Origin of the sequence: Acinetobacter legionensis (assembly GCF_048552295.1) — a bacterium.
Classification (GTDB): Bacteria; Pseudomonadota; Gammaproteobacteria; order Pseudomonadales; family Moraxellaceae; genus Acinetobacter.
Map to the genome: position 1 here is coordinate 96,667 of NZ_JBIMCW010000011.1, position 15,036 is coordinate 111,702.

Sequence of the window (15,036 nt, forward strand, 5' to 3'; positions counted from 1 at the left end):
CCCTAAGGGAGAAGGATTTGTACGGATACTGGGCCATTGGTAAATTATTGATAACGATATCTAGCTGATCGGGCATGCGCATCTAAATTTTCTTGTTGAGCAAGAATATCTGCGGCCTTAGCAAGCGATTTAACTCCTTGCTCAGAACACATGATCAAACTTGAACGTTTTTGAAAATCATAAACACCTAAAGGTGATGAAAAACGTGCTGTACCAGAAGTAGGTAGGACATGGTTAGGTCCCGCACAATAATCACCAATCGCTTCTGGTGTATAGCGCCCCATAAAGATTGCACCTGCATGGCGAATACTTTCTGACATCTGCTCAGCATCATCTAAGCACAATTCCAAATGCTCAGGCGCAACTTGATTAATCAAATCAATGGCTTCTTGGCGATCTTTAACCAAGACCAAAGCACCTCGATTTGCAATCGAAGTTCGTGCAATTTCAGCTTTGGGTAATGTAGCCAAATGTTCTTCAATGGCTTGCTCGACATCATTTAACAGCTGTTCATCAGGCGTAATAAAAATCGCTTGCGCAACCGTATCATGTTCAGCTTGTGACAAAACATCCATCGCCAACCATTTAGCGTCATTATGACCTTCTGCATAAACCAAAATTTCAGAAGGTCCTGCAATCATGTCAATACCAACTTGACCAAAAACAGCACGTTTTGCGGCAGCAACGAAACGGTTACCCGGTCCTGTAATTTTATCTACCGCAGGAATCGTTTCTGTTCCATAAGCAAGTGCGGCAACTGCTTGCGCACCGCCAATCGTAAACACACGACTTACACCCGCTAAATAAGCAGCCGCCAATACCAAAGGATTTAAATCACCATTTGGCGCAGGCACCACCATAATAATTTCTGCTACCCCAGCCACGTGCGCGGGTAGAGCATTCATCAGCACAGAGGATGGATAAGAAGCCAAACCACCTGGAACGTAAATACCCACACGGTCTAAAGGGGTAACTTTTTGACCAAGGGTATTTCCTAATTCATCCACATAGGACCAACCGTCTTGTTTTTGAGCCTGATGGAATGAGCGAACACGATTGGCCGCCATTTCCAAAGCTTCACGTACTTCTGAAGTTAAACCTTCAAATGCAACTTTAAGTTGCTCTTGTGTCAGTTCTAAATCTGAAAATTGATGCGCTGGATGTCGATCGAACTGTTGAGTGAGTTTAAGTACATGTGCATCCCCATGTAGGCGCACATCTGCAATAATTTGGTCTACTGTTTTTAAAAGCTCAGGATCACTCACTGTTTCAAAAGCTAACAAGTCAGCAAAGACTTGTTTAAAGTTCTGCTCTTGAGTCGATAAACGTCGCATCAATTTACCCACAAGGTTGTTTAAGAAAGATTTAGTTTACCTTGTTTTAAGTATCTTGTGGGCAACATCACCGCAACATTTCAATTTACTTTCAGAGGAAAGTTTGATTGCAAATGACTTTTGATATAGCAAATTTTTATTTAGGTACTCACATCAGGATAATCCCAGTCACTATCAGTCTGAATCAGCCAGTTCAAGGCGCCATGCCGTTCCACAACAACAGATGAATTTAAATTTTCAGGTGCATCCTGTTGCTTTAAACGCGCATTTACACATGCCCAATCATAACGATAAATTAAATCAGCCTGATCTAAGATTTCTTCAATATCTCGTAATTGGACTTTTTCCATAAATGCAGCAAATGTATCGCATGATGAAACGGCTTGAATTGCAAAATCACAATCAACGATATCTACCGGATAACTCAAATCATCCACAATACCCAAAGCCCATAACAGCACCCAATATGCTTCATATTTCCACACCATATTGATGACATCTTGTGCGGAAGCATCACGATTTAAAATTGCCTGTTCTTTTTCTGTTAAAGCATCAAAAACTTGCATTTTTTTTAAAACATCAAATATAAATATCTTTGTTTCATCATCATATTGATCATTATTCAGGTCACATGCGACCTGAATCACCCATAAACAAGCAATCGCGCGTTTTGCAATTTGTTCTGCACTGCGTGCTTGAACATCTTCTGCAGATTCAATCACAGGTAACCAGTCAATATAAGGAATTGAATAATTTTTAAGTTTTAAAATAGACTGTTCTTTGCGTTGTTGAGGTGTTTTCATAAGCTCTTTTTTGATTCATGCATGGTTATTTTTTAACATAAATTACATAAAAAACCGCCTAAAATTAGACGGCATCTTTATTGAACAAACATGAATGGATTAATTGTTTTTTTGACGCTCTTCTACTGCTTTTTCAAGCTGAGTAAGAATTGGATTTAATAAAGTTTGCTTACGCTTAAAGCTCGCTTTATTCACAATTAAACGTGAAGAGACTTTACAAATTTCTTCCAAAGGCTCTAGACCATTGGCACGCAAAGTGTTCCCAGTATCCACCACATCAACAATATAATCGCCCAAACCAACCAATGGGGCTAATTCCATTGAGCCGTAAAGTTTAATCACATCAACTTGCTCACCTAAGCTTGCATAATATTGACGAGTTAAATTTACATACTTAGTGGCAATTTTTAAACGCCCTTTAGGACGAACCATGCCTACTTTACCAGCTGTCATTAATTTACAGTTGGCAATCTTTAAATCCAATGGTTCATAGACATTTTGAGCGCCATGTTCCATCAACACATCTTTGCCCGCTACACCTATGTCCGCTGCACCATTTTCCACATAAGTTGGTACATCAGAAGCACGCAAGATTAAAATACGAACGGATTTATGTGTGGTTGGAAAAATCAACTTACGAGATTTATCAGGATCTTCCAATAAGTTAATTCCAGCAGTTTCAAGTAAAGGCAACGTTTCTTTTAAAATACGCCCTTTACTCAATGCCAAAGTTAAACCATGATCAAAATTGCCCATTACGTCAAAGTTTGGATCATCGTTTCTCATATCGCTCATTAACTTACTCGCTCACTCGCTTAATTTGGGCACCTAGACCTTGTAACTTTGCTTCGATATCTTCATAACCACGATCAATATGATAAATACGATCGATGATGGTTTCCCCTTCAGCAGCTAAAGCAGCCAAAACTAAAGAAAACGAAGCACGTAGGTCAGTTGCCATAACAGGCGCAGCAGATAGTTTTTCCACACCTGTTACAACAGCATCATTACCTTCAACCTGAATATTTGCGCCCATACGAGCTAACTCAGGTACATGCATAAAACGATTTTCAAAAATCGTTTCAGAAATTGTTGCAAAACCACGTCCAATGGCATTTACCGCCATGATTTGTGCTTGCATATCCGTTGGGAATTCTGGATGGGGCAAGGTACGGAAGCTAACTGCTTTCGGACGTTTCCCCAGCATATCCAATTCGATCCAGTCTTCACCACGTGTGACTTCTGCACCCATTTCTTCAAATTTATCTAAAACAGATTCAAGAAGATTTGGGTCAGTATGTGTGGTTTTTACCTTACCACCCGTTATGGCTGCGGCGGCTAAATATGAGCCCGTTTCAATACGGTCAGCAACCACAGAATATTCACAACCATGTAGACTTTCCACACCAGTTACTACTAATGTATCTGTATCTAAACCCTCAATTTTTGCACCCATTTTAATGAGCATAAGTGCAAGGTCTGTGATTTCAGGTTCACGGGCTGCATTGCGGATGGTAGTAACACCATCTGCCAATACTGCTGCAGTTAAAATATTTTCAGTCCCACCTACAGTCACCATATCAAAGATGACTTCGCCACCTTTTAAACGGCCATCCACTTTGGCATGTACATAGCCTGCTTCGACCTCAATTTGTGCACCCAAAGCCTCTAAAGCCTTTAAATGCTGATCAACAGGGCGTGAGCCAATCGCACATCCACCAGGAAGTGAAACTTTTGCACTACCATAGCGCGCCAAGAGTGGACCAAGCACCAAAATAGATGCACGCATGGTTTTAACCAGTTCATAGGGAGCAAATTGATTATCCAGTGTAGATGTATCTGCGACAACCGTGTCCCCCTCATAACTCATGGTGATGCCTAAACCACCAATCAACTTGACTAAAGTACGAACGTCTTTAAGATCTGGAACATTTTTTAATGTAATCGGGGTATCTGCAAGAATCATTGCAGCCAATAAAGGTAAAGCCGCATTTTTTGCACCAGAAATACGAACTTCACCTTCGAGTTTTACACCACCTTGAATGACAAATTTATCCATTGACGCTTAAGCTCCAAACATACTGGCTTTGCGCCATTCTTCTTTAGTCATTGCACGAATAGTTACCGCATGTACCTCACCACTGGCAATATAAGAGTTAAGTGGCGCATAAACAGCTTGTTGACGAGGAACTGGACGTTTCCCTTCAAACTGATTGTCGACAATACGGAGGTCAAATTTACCTGCTTGTCCACTGACAGCAACTTCAGCATCAGGAAAAGCTGCTTTTAAGATTTCAGTGAGCTGTTCACTATTCATTGCATCGACCTCTTATAGGACTGACAGTGTAAAAACTGGCTATTTTACTATAACTCACCGAAATAATTCATTAACTCGTACAAAAAATATAGATAAAAAAAAGAGGTCTTTGCAACCTCTTTTTAAAAATATCAATTTTACGTCGCTAAAATCTCTACAGGTTGATAATCCAACTGCATTTTACGATGCTTGTGTAATTGCCTTTTTAATTTGTCAGTCAATTTTGTAATCGCATTATACATATCATCTGCTGTGGCTTGAGCAAAAAGCTCTATACCTGGCAAACGAACAATTGCCTCTGCAATATGATTTGCACTGCCTTTTTTTGATCTTTTATCCAATTGATGATCTTTACTGAGTTTGACCTGCATACTGTTCACCTGATCAATATGCTTGGTCATTTGGGTAAATCGATCTCGAATGTTTTCTTCTATTGCGGGTGTAATACTTAAATGATGTCCACGGATTGTAATTTGCATAGCTTTATCCCTCTCCTTATATAGGAATATGAAAGTCATAACCCAAACGATCTCATGACAGCCTTCGCTAAGGAAAACTTTGCTCTATATCATGCAATCATTTAAGTTACTCCAAAAGACAAAAAGCGATTCATTATTTCGTCATAATGAACAATTAGAATAGCCACACTTTAAAATTTAGATCAACACTTTTCGGTCAGATGAAGACGGAATATGTAACGATTCACGATATTTTGCGACTGTCCTTCTTGCCACATCAATTCCCTCTTCTTTTAATAAATTGGCAATTGTATTGTCTGACAATGGCTTACGTGGGTTTTCATCGGCAACAAGTTTTTTGATTTTTGCTCGAATGGCAGTCGACGATGCCTCTCCCCCAGTAGTTGTTCCCACATGGCTAGAAAAGAAATATTTCAGCTCAAATAAGCCACGTGGTGTCAACAAAAACTTATTTGTGGTGACACGAGAAACCGTGGACTCATGTAATTCAACTTCTTCTGCAACATCGCGCAATACCAAGGGTTTCATTCCTTCAGCGCCGATTTCCAAAAACTCACGTTGATGTTGCACAATGCAACTTGCAACTTTTAATAAAGTTTTGTGACGCTCATCGACACTTTTGATAAAGTTTTTAGCTTCAAGCATTTGATTGCGTAAATATTGATTATCATCACTTTGATCAGCACGTTTAATCATGCCTGAATAAAATGAGTTAATTCGAAGTTTTGGTAAAATATCAGGGTTAAGTTGGACATACCAATGGTCATTTTTCTTAGACACAACCACATCTGGAATTTGATAATCTGATTCTTTTTGGTCGAATTCAGCACCCGGATAAGGTTTAAGTGTTTTCAATAAATCAATTGCTGATTTTAATAACTCAGCATTTAAACCCGTTTGCTTAATCAATTTATTTAAGTCATTACTCACCAAAAGCTCATAATGTTTCAACAACATCAGCGCTTCTTTCCTAAACAATGTAGTTGTAGGTAAAGCCTCAATTTGTACAAAAAGACATTCTGCAAGACTACGAGCACCAATACCAAGAGGTTCTAAGCGTTGGATATGTTTTAAAACCACCAAAACCTCATCCTCTTCAACGTCAATGTCATAATCCATTTGTTGTAGTAGATGTTGTACAGAGCTCACTATTTCTTCAATATCGGCAGCCAAAAATCCTTTTTCATCTAGAGCATCCACAATACAATATGCAATCAATTTATCGACTGGAGAAAAATGCAATAAATTAACTTGCCCTAACATATGCTCTTTTAATGATGCTTCTGAATGACGATTATCTTCACGATCTTCAAACTCAGGGCGCTCCATAGCTGTTGTTTGATGGGTATAGACATCATCCCAATCCGTATCTACAGGCAACTCATCAGGTAAGTGATTGGCATTTAAAGAATCTGAAAGTTCATACTCTTGTTGTTCTTGTTTTACATTTTCAGGGCTTTCATGTGTCTCTTCTTCAACCTTTTCAAGCAAAGGATTACTATCAAGTTGAATTTGAATTTCTTGTTCAAGCTCCAAACTCGATAATTGCAGTAATCGAATGGCTTGTTGCAGTTGTGGCGTAAGCGACAACGAATTTGCAACTTTTAATCCAACCGATAACTTCATACCCATAGTTCCCACACTGTATTATTTCATTTCATCTTATGTGAATAAGCAATGCAAAATTCATGCCTACTCATTTTTTATATCACAGGAAATAGATTAGGACTAGTAAAAAAAATGAATACGTTACATAAAAATGTTTGTTATTTATCAATTAAAGATAAATTATAATTATGTCGTTTTTTTATTCAGTTTTTTTAAAAATCATCAGTTCTAGGTGCGCTGAAATAGTCATCAATTATATAAATAGTGATTTAAAACTTATAAGCAAAAATAAATGGCTTTAGGGCTATTTATTTCAAAATATTTAAATAAAATAGTTTCCACTTTGTGAGAACAGTCACATTTCTAGTTTTTGAAATTTATTATTTTTATCCTTTACTTATTGGAATAGTGAGTATAAAAATAATGATATAAAGAAATATGATGAATCGTAGTTTCAAGGAAAAGGTTTGGCACGATAACTGCTTAATTTTAGAAACGAGCGGCTTAAACTGCCAAAAAAATCATGTAATGGAGAACTCAAAATGACACTATCTACAAAAACACTATCAAAAAAAGTTTTAACCACAGCGCTTGGTGTACTTATGGCTGGCGGTGCTTTTTCACAGGTTCAAGCAGCAGACACATTAGCAAAGATCAAGCAATCAGGAAAAGTGATTATTGGATATCGTGAGTCATCTGATCCAATTTCCTATGTTATTGGTGGTAAACCAATGGGATATGCAGTCGATATTTGTAATAACTTTGCCAATGAGCTGAAAAAAACGCTCAAAATGCCAAATCTTAAAGTTGAATATAAAGCTGTCACTTCTTCTACGCGTATTCCGGAAATGTTAGCAGGTAACATTGATATGGAGTGTGGTACAACGACAAACTCTATTCAACGCCAACAACAAGTAAGCTTCTCTACAAACTATTATGCAACAGAAGTACGCATGGCAGTTAAAGCGAGTGCACCAATTAAAACGATTGCAGATTTAAATGGTAAAGCGGTAGTTACCACACAAGGTACAACATCTGACAAATATATCAAAATGGGTGAGAAAGGCGAAAAAGTTAACGTAAACAATGTTTATGGTAAAGATCACTCAGACTCATTTGCAATGGTGGCTTCTGGGCGTGCTGCTGCATTTGTGATGGATGATAATATTCTTGCAGGGTTAATCGCAAAATCATCAAATCCAAAAGATTTTAAAATTGTAGGTCCAGTACTTTCTTCAGAACCATACGGCATTATGTTACCTAAAGGCGATGCAGCATATAAAGCAATTGCTGATAAAACTGTAACGACGATGTGGAAAAATGGTCAAATGGCGGCGCTATATAAAAAATGGTTCCAATCACCAATTGCACCTAAAAATGTCAATTTAAATATGCCAATGAGCTCATCATATTTAAAACTTAAAGCGAATCCTACGGATGCTGGTATTAACTAAAAACGTAGTTTAAAACAATGGTTTATAGATCAGATTATATTTAAAGTCTGGTCTATAAATTTTTATAAAATTAAAAATACAAGGAGCACACATGTCCGTAGGCTCACTTAACTGGACAGCTTATTGTCTCCCCTCGAATGAATATAGTCTTGATAAAGCTGCATGGGCTGAATCTGTCTGTAAAGCAATTGGTGGTGAAAGTTATTCCCCGGTTGCAGATGCACCAACATGGTTACAACTCCTAGGTTCAGGTGTTTGGACAATGGTGTGGACCGCGATTGCTGCATTTTTCATTGCATTTCTTCTTGGTTCTCTGATCGGGATTTTACGCACATTACCCAATAAACCGCTTTCATTTATTGGTACCTGCTATGTCGAACTTTTCCGAAATATTCCCTTGATCGTACAACTGTTTTTCTGGGCATTCGTATTCCCGCAATTACTCCCACTCAGCTTAAGTACGGGTAGTGGTGAGATGGTTCATGGTGGATGGTGGCAAAATATTCTCAATGACAATCCCGCAGTGGTTGGGGTATTTGCACTCGGTCTGTATACCGCTGCACGTATTGCTGAACAAGTACGCTCTGGCATTAATACGGTTTCAAATGGACAAAAAAATGCAGCTTTTGCAATTGGTTTAAATCAAAGCCAAAGTTATCGCTATGTCATTCTCCCTGTCGCTTATCGTATTGTTTGGCCAACGCTCACTTCTGAAGCAATGAATATTTTCAAAAACTCTGCGGTGCTTTATGCGCTCAGTGTTTTGAACTTCTTTGCTTATACTAAAACCATGCGTGAAGAAACATCTCAAGATATTGTTATTCTTATTCTTTCGACACCAGTTTACTTAGTCATTACCTATACCATTAAATTGATCATGGCTTGGGTTGAAAAACGTATGGCTGTTCCTGGCCTAGGCTCGGGGGGTAAATAGTCATGGATTTTAGTATTTTACAAAATCAAGATGTCATTCAAACGCTACTCGCAGGGTTTAAATTTACAGTTACTGTGACGATTTTATCCATTATTGGTGGAATTCTGATTGGCACACCTTTGGCCATGATGCGTTTATCTAACAATAAAGTCGCTAGTAATTTTGCTAAAGTTTATGTCGATTTCTTCCGTGGTGTGCCACTGATTCAAGTCATCTTCATTTTTTATTTTTTATTGCCAAAGATTTTTGAATTTCAGTCGGATACTTATTATGGCCCACTGTTTTCAAGTGTGGTGACCTTTGCAATTTTTGAAGCCGCATTCTTTTCAGAAATCGTCCGGTCAGGCATTCAGTCTGTCTCTAAAGGTCAAGTCAATGCAGGCTATGCACTTGGTTTCACTTATGGACAAACCATGTCTAATGTGGTGTTACCGCAGGCTTTCAGAAACATGCTCCCTGTAATTCTGACTCAATCTATCGTACTTTTCCAAGACGTATCATTAGTTTACGTGATTAGTGCGCCAGACTTCTTGGGTAATGCCAATACCTTAGCAAATACCTACGGTGCTGAAACCAAAGCAACTTTCTACCTGATTGTAGCCGTTGTTTACTTCTGTATCTCCTTTGCGCTTTCACGACTTGTGAAGCGTTTACATCAAAAAATAGCAATAATTCGATAATTGGAGAATCAATATGCCAATGATAGAAATACAACATATCTCAAAATGGTATGGAGATTTTCAAGTTCTTACAGATTGCACTACTTCAATTGAAAAGGGTGAAGTTGTGGTGGTGTGTGGGCCTTCAGGTTCGGGTAAATCTACCCTGATTAAAACTGTGAATGCATTAGAACCATTCCAAGAAGGTAATATTGTCGTTGATGGAACTGCGTTAAAAGACTCAAAAACTGATCTGGCTAAATTCCGTTCTCGTGTGGGAATGGTCTTCCAACATTTTGAATTATTCCCTCATATGACTGTTTTGGATAATTTAACCATTGGACAACTTAAGGTATTAAATCGTTCTAAAGCAGAGGCTGAGAAAAAAGCGTTGCAATATTTAGATCGCGTTGGTTTGGCAGCCCACAAAAACAAGTTCCCAGGACAACTGTCTGGTGGTCAGCAACAACGTGTTGCAATTGCTCGCGGTCTGTGTATGGATCCTGTGTGCATGTTATTTGATGAACCTACTTCTGCATTAGACCCTGAAATGGTGGGTGAAGTGCTTGAAGTAATGAGTCAATTGGCAAAAGAAGGCATGACCATGATGTGTGTAACTCATGAGATGGGCTTTGCCCGTAAAGTCTCAAGCCGGGTTATTTTCATGGATCAAGGTAAGATTTTGGAAGACTGTGCAACAGATGACTTTTTTAATAAGCCTGATGAGCGTCACGAAAGAACCAAATTCTTCTTAGACAAGATTTCTATGGTGCACTAATCAGCAATATGCATTAAACATAAAAACCCCAATTTTTAATTGGGGTTTTTATTTAATACCTACAAACAATACCAGTAATTAAGGTTTCGCCGCATTTTGGCTAAAGTTTGGAGATCGTGGTCCATATAACAGACCTTTTTGCTGATTTATACTCGGTGAATATAGTTGCGAACTTACAGTATTGGATAAAGTATAGGCTTTGTCTGACAGATGATTAGATATTTGATCAACTAAAGCACCCACCAATGCGCCAATCAAACCAGCATTACTATTATCATTGGCTTGCTGAAGTCTCTGCTCACCTTGCCAAAGTAATGTGCCAGTTTGCAAATCTATAAGTTTGGCTTCTACTGCAACTGCTGCTACAGATTGAATCACCTGATATTTAGAACCATACTCTTTAACTTTAATATATAACGCAGCATCAGCACCGAAAATTTCTTTTAACTTTTGAGGTGGGATTGCTTGAGCATCAAATCCATTGGTCACCCCATTCTCTTTAAACATTATATCAACAACCGAAATTGGAAATACATAATAACCAGCCTCAGCCACAGGCAATGTTACTGTTGACCAGTATCCATAGGTTGCACGGGTATCAGGAGACTCATTGATTGGAGGAAGTACCAAAATCGACTTAGGGATATGCTCACGATATGCTGCTAAATCACGATTTTGTTTAGGTGACACCGCACAACCTGTAAAAAGCATCATCAGTAAACCAAGGATGAATAATTGTTTCATATTTTTCATTTGGAATTTACCTCAGTCGATTGAGTGGTCATTTTCTTCAATAAACGATCCATCAATACAGTTGACTCAGGATAAATTTGGCGCTCTAACTCAAAATACTGAATTGCACGTGGGCCATTTTGAATATTAAGATTTAACAGCCCCAGATGTGCATATAAACCTGGCGGCACTGCAGCATTTTTTGCTTTTGCTTTCTCAACATCTTTTTCGAGCGCTAAAATTTGTTGCTGAGGTGAAGTTTTTTCAGGAACCGCCAGCATTAAATAAGTCTGCTGTGGATATCCGCCCCAACTATATAAAGACTGTGTTCCAGATGCACACCCAACTAAAGTTAACGTAGTAAAAAAACTTAAGAATAATAAAACCCGTTTCATTTATTCAAACCTATTGTACGGACCACTTGTTTGTTTGAATATCTGTGACAAGGTGATTAACCGCTTCGCGTACAGCCAGATCTAGAACCTTACCATTTAAAGTTGAGTCATAAGATGCTGTAGAACCAAAACCTAAAATTTCACGTTCACTGAGCGCGTATTCACCTGCACCCTGCACAGAATGGACAACTTCTGCTGTATTTACATCAACAACATTAATATTGACTTTTGCATAGGCAATTTGAGTTTTACCACGCCCTAATAGCCCAAACAATTGATGGTCGCCCACTTCTTTGCGCCCAAATTCAGACACATCCCCAGTAAGCACATAACGTGCGCCCTTAATTGATTGAGATGCTTTACCAAAACCAGCCTCTTGTTGCAGTTCAGATAAGTTGTCTCGATTTAAGACTGAAAAATAACCTGTTTGTTGCAAGTGTGTTTCTAAAATCGTTTTTGCTTGACCGCCTAAACGATCTACATTATCAGAGAAAATTCCACGCATATAACTTGAGCGGTTATCAAACTTACCAATCGAAACTGCTGTTTTCACACCTGAATATTTAACCGCTGAAGTCGCTACAGCCACTTGGGGTGCTTGGATGGTTTTAGAACTTTCAGTGGTAGAACAAGCTGTAAGTACCAAGCCATTTAAGGCAGCAATCAATAATATTTTTTTCAAAATTACATCTCTCTAAGGTTTGAACCATTATAATGAATAAATATATAATAAAAAAATAAACATACCATTAATTAATTTTTAACAAATAGAATTTACTGATAAAATGCATAACTATTTTTGTTAGTAAAAACAATCATTTCACACCAAAAATTAGCTTTAAACCAAGTAATGTCATAACACCACCCGCGATTCGATCGAAGACTTTTTTAAACTTTAAATAAACACGACGCGGTTTTTCCGCTGAAAGCGCAACAGCAACCAGTGAATACCAGCCTGCATCGATAAAGAAGCACAAGATAGGCAAAACAAAATAAAAATACGTTGGAATTTCTTTGGGTAAAAGCGCAGTAAAAATACTGGCTAAAATAATCGCAATTTTAGGATTACTTAATTGAGTAATTAAACCTAGACGAAACGCTTGTTGATAACTCATCACCGTGGATGAGTCAGATGCTTGTGCCATTGGATCTTTAGCATGTTTAATGATTTTATAGGCCAGCCAAAGTAAATACAGACCACCACAAATTTTTAAAGCTAAATATGCAGAAGGTACAGCCAATAAAATTGCTTGTAACCCCATTACAGCTAAAAAACCAAATAAAGCTGCGCCCGTGCCAGTCCCTAAAGCGGTAAACAGACCATGTTTACGAGAAATCGCAATTGAATTTTTAGCCACATAAACAAATGTAGGACCAGGGCTAATTGCGCCTAGCATTAATGCCAATGCAATTGAACCTAAAATCAATAATGATTCCAAGAGACACCCCAACCCAAACTATTTTTAAGAATAGATATTTTACGCTACAACCGATTTTTGAAGATATAAAAATCTTTATTATTTCGCGACCACGCTTTTATTCAATGCAAATTCATTAAAGTCTCAATCATGAATTTAAATACACTTGTGTATTATTATGCACAGAGCAAATAAATTATTTTAGAGCAAAAACTCAATAAAATTTTATTTTTCAATATTTTAATTATATCAATAAAATCATCAACGTATATAAAACATCCTAAAAAATTATGAAATCGACCATTTTAATCACAAAAATTAACTTCCATTTTCATGTATTTATAGGCTATAAAAAACCATAATAAAACTATGGTTTTAAATTATCCAAAATCAATATTTATACTTAGGGGTAAAAAATGCACAACAACAAAACGAATCGTTTAGATGCAAACCAAGCACATCTATGGATCATTGGTGGTGGAATTGCAGGAATGGCAGCTGCCGCATTTGCCATACGTGATGCTAAAGTACCCGCTAAAAATATCCACATTCTCGAAGAGTTAGATGTCTCAGGTGGTTCAATGGATGGCGGTCATACACCACATGCTGCGCAAGCATGGGTTACCCGTGGTGGGCGGATGCTAACAGATGAAACATATTTATGCCTTTGGGACTTATTTTCGAGTATTCCATCCTTAGAAAATCCTGAAATTTCTGTTCGTGAAGAATGTCGTGAGTTCAATGAACAAGTCAAAACTCATGCACAAGCCCGTTTAATTGATGCGCAACATGTGATTTCAGACGCCGCTAAACTGGGTTTAAATACACGCCATCGTGCGCAGATGCTACGCTTATTGGCAGCGAAAGAAGAAAAAATTGGCAGTCGTCGTATTGATGAGTTTTTTGATGAGACCTTCTTTGAAACGAACTTTTGGCGTATGTGGCGCACTACATTTGCCTTCCAAAAATGGCACAGTGCTGCAGAACTTCGTCGCTATTTCTTACGTTTTATCCAAGAGTTACCACGCATTCATACCCTAGCTGGAGTAAAAAGAACTAAATACAACCAATATGATTCAATGATTTTGCCGCTACAACGTTGGTTGATTGCACAAGGCGTAGACGTTCGTTTTAGCAATTATGTGACAGATGCAGACTTTCAAACCGATGAAGCAACCCTAGAGCGTCGTGCAACACGCTTGTATGTCAACCTTCCTGAAGGTACAGAGCAAATTGACCTTCAAGAGAATGATCTAGCCATATTTACTTTAGGTTCAATTACAGCAGATTCTCGTTATGCAGGGAATGATGATGTTCCAGCGCTTATTCGTGATCGACTTGATCATGGTTGGACGCTATGGGAAACCCTTGCGAAAAAAGCACCTGACTTTGGTCGACCAATGACCTTTTATGGCAACATTGATGAACATAAATGGGAGTCTTTTACCCTCACCATGAAAGATGATGTTCTGTTAAATCGCATCATTGATTACACAGGCAACCAGCCAGGTACTGGGGCACTGATGACTTGGTTTGAATCGGGCTGGCATTTATCAATTGTAGTACCTGCTCAACCTCATTTTGCAAATTTGCCAAAAGGCACATTTACCCTCTGGGGTTATGGTTTTCAAATTGATCAAACTGGTGACTACATCAAAAAACCAATGTCACAAGCAACAGGTAATGAAATACTTACTGAACTAATTCTACAACTCGGTTTTGATGACATTCTTGAGCATGTTCTAGCAAATACCATTGTAACAACTGCAATGATGCCTTATGCATCGGCGTTATTTGCCTGTCGTAAGCCTGGTGACCGCCCACAGGTTATTCCACAAGGTGCAAAAAACTTCGCATTCTTGGGCCAATTTGTTGAAATTGAAGATGATGTGGTTTTTACTGTTGAATATTCTGTTCGTGGTGCCATGATTGCAATTTATGAGTTCTTTGGCGTAGAACGTAAAATTCCTGAGATCTATAATGGATTACTTGATCCTAAAGTCGGATTAAAAGCTTTAGAAACTGTTTTTCATTAATTCATTTAAAATCAACTGAGTTAAATAGAATTAAAACCAAACGAGTGCATCCTCTTTTCATGCACTCGTTTTTATATTTTGAATACAAA

At 38.1% G+C, this 15,036-nt stretch carries 16 protein-coding genes; 5 read left to right on the forward strand and 11 right to left on the reverse strand.

What is annotated here, in order from left to right:
* Positions 1-44 precede the first annotated feature (44 nt).
* The 7 genes from hisD to ACG916_RS10775 all read right to left on the reverse strand — a co-directional run bounded on the left by hisD (position 45) and on the right by ACG916_RS10775 (position 6,559).
* Positions 45-1,346 (reverse strand): histidinol dehydrogenase, encoded by a 1,302-nt coding sequence (gene hisD, locus ACG916_RS10745; RefSeq protein ID WP_336952095.1) that lies wholly within the window; start codon positions 1,344-1,346, stop codon positions 45-47.
* A 128-nt stretch (positions 1,347-1,474) separates the two neighbouring features.
* Entirely contained in the window at positions 1,475-2,137 is a 663-nt protein-coding gene (locus ACG916_RS10750) for a DUF4272 domain-containing protein (RefSeq protein ID WP_336952096.1), read from the reverse strand.
* Between the two features lie 99 nt (positions 2,138-2,236).
* Positions 2,237-2,932: an ATP phosphoribosyltransferase gene (gene hisG, locus ACG916_RS10755; RefSeq protein WP_056515646.1), complete on the reverse strand. Its 696-nt coding sequence runs from the start codon at positions 2,930-2,932 to the stop codon at positions 2,237-2,239.
* A 4-nt stretch (positions 2,933-2,936) separates the two neighbouring features.
* Positions 2,937-4,196, reverse strand: coding sequence for a UDP-N-acetylglucosamine 1-carboxyvinyltransferase (gene murA / locus ACG916_RS10760; protein WP_419328199.1), 1,260 nt, complete (start codon positions 4,194-4,196; stop codon positions 2,937-2,939).
* Positions 4,197-4,202: 6 nt separating this feature from the next.
* Complete coding sequence (gene ibaG / locus ACG916_RS10765) at positions 4,203-4,454, reverse strand: BolA family iron metabolism protein IbaG (protein ID WP_004723729.1); 252 nt, start codon at positions 4,452-4,454, stop codon at positions 4,203-4,205.
* A gap of 137 nt (positions 4,455-4,591) precedes the next feature.
* Positions 4,592-4,933 carry a ribosome hibernation-promoting factor, HPF/YfiA family gene (gene hpf / locus ACG916_RS10770; protein ID WP_336952098.1) on the reverse strand — a complete coding sequence of 114 codons (342 nt, stop codon included), beginning with the start codon at positions 4,931-4,933 and terminating at the stop codon, positions 4,592-4,594.
* Positions 4,934-5,110: 177 nt separating this feature from the next.
* Positions 5,111-6,559, reverse strand: coding sequence for an RNA polymerase factor sigma-54 (locus ACG916_RS10775; RefSeq protein WP_419328197.1), 1,449 nt, complete (start codon positions 6,557-6,559; stop codon positions 5,111-5,113).
* Positions 6,560-7,083: 524 nt separating this feature from the next.
* On the opposite strand from ACG916_RS10775, the gene ACG916_RS10780 reads away from it, so the two are divergent.
* The 4 genes from ACG916_RS10780 (at position 7,084) to ACG916_RS10795 (ending at position 10,366) form a co-directional block, all read left to right on the forward strand.
* Positions 7,084-7,995: an amino acid ABC transporter substrate-binding protein gene (locus ACG916_RS10780; RefSeq protein WP_004723734.1), complete on the forward strand. Its 912-nt coding sequence runs from the start codon at positions 7,084-7,086 to the stop codon at positions 7,993-7,995.
* A 91-nt stretch (positions 7,996-8,086) separates the two neighbouring features.
* Complete coding sequence (locus ACG916_RS10785) at positions 8,087-8,929, forward strand: amino acid ABC transporter permease (protein WP_336952101.1); 843 nt, start codon at positions 8,087-8,089, stop codon at positions 8,927-8,929.
* Between the two features lie 2 nt (positions 8,930-8,931).
* Entirely contained in the window at positions 8,932-9,609 is a 678-nt protein-coding gene (locus tag ACG916_RS10790; protein ID WP_336952102.1) for an amino acid ABC transporter permease, read from the forward strand.
* 13 nt (positions 9,610-9,622) lie between these two features.
* On the forward strand, positions 9,623-10,366 hold the full coding sequence (locus ACG916_RS10795) for an amino acid ABC transporter ATP-binding protein (protein WP_004723740.1): 744 nt from the start codon (positions 9,623-9,625) through the stop codon (positions 10,364-10,366).
* Positions 10,367-10,444: 78 nt separating this feature from the next.
* Here ACG916_RS10795 and ACG916_RS10800 read toward each other — a convergent pair whose 3' ends face one another.
* The 4 genes from ACG916_RS10800 to ACG916_RS10815 form a co-directional block, all read right to left on the reverse strand.
* Positions 10,445-11,119 (reverse strand): DUF799 domain-containing protein, encoded by a 675-nt coding sequence (locus ACG916_RS10800; RefSeq protein WP_336952103.1) that lies wholly within the window; start codon positions 11,117-11,119, stop codon positions 10,445-10,447.
* Entirely contained in the window at positions 11,116-11,493 is a 378-nt protein-coding gene (locus ACG916_RS10805) for a DUF4810 domain-containing protein (protein ID WP_419328196.1), read from the reverse strand. Before ACG916_RS10805 ends, ACG916_RS10800 begins: the two co-directional genes overlap by 4 nt.
* A 10-nt stretch (positions 11,494-11,503) precedes the next feature.
* Positions 11,504-12,175, reverse strand: a complete 672-nt coding sequence (locus ACG916_RS10810; protein ID WP_336952105.1) for a CsgG/HfaB family protein — start codon at positions 12,173-12,175, stop codon at positions 11,504-11,506.
* 133 nt (positions 12,176-12,308) lie between these two features.
* Complete coding sequence (locus tag ACG916_RS10815; protein ID WP_419328195.1) at positions 12,309-12,932, reverse strand: LysE family translocator; 624 nt, start codon at positions 12,930-12,932, stop codon at positions 12,309-12,311.
* A 395-nt stretch (positions 12,933-13,327) separates the two neighbouring features.
* On the opposite strand from ACG916_RS10815, the gene ACG916_RS10820 reads away from it, so the two are divergent.
* Positions 13,328-14,947: an oleate hydratase gene (locus ACG916_RS10820; protein WP_419328194.1), complete on the forward strand. Its 1,620-nt coding sequence runs from the start codon at positions 13,328-13,330 to the stop codon at positions 14,945-14,947.
* The last annotated feature ends 89 nt before the right edge of the window (positions 14,948-15,036 follow it).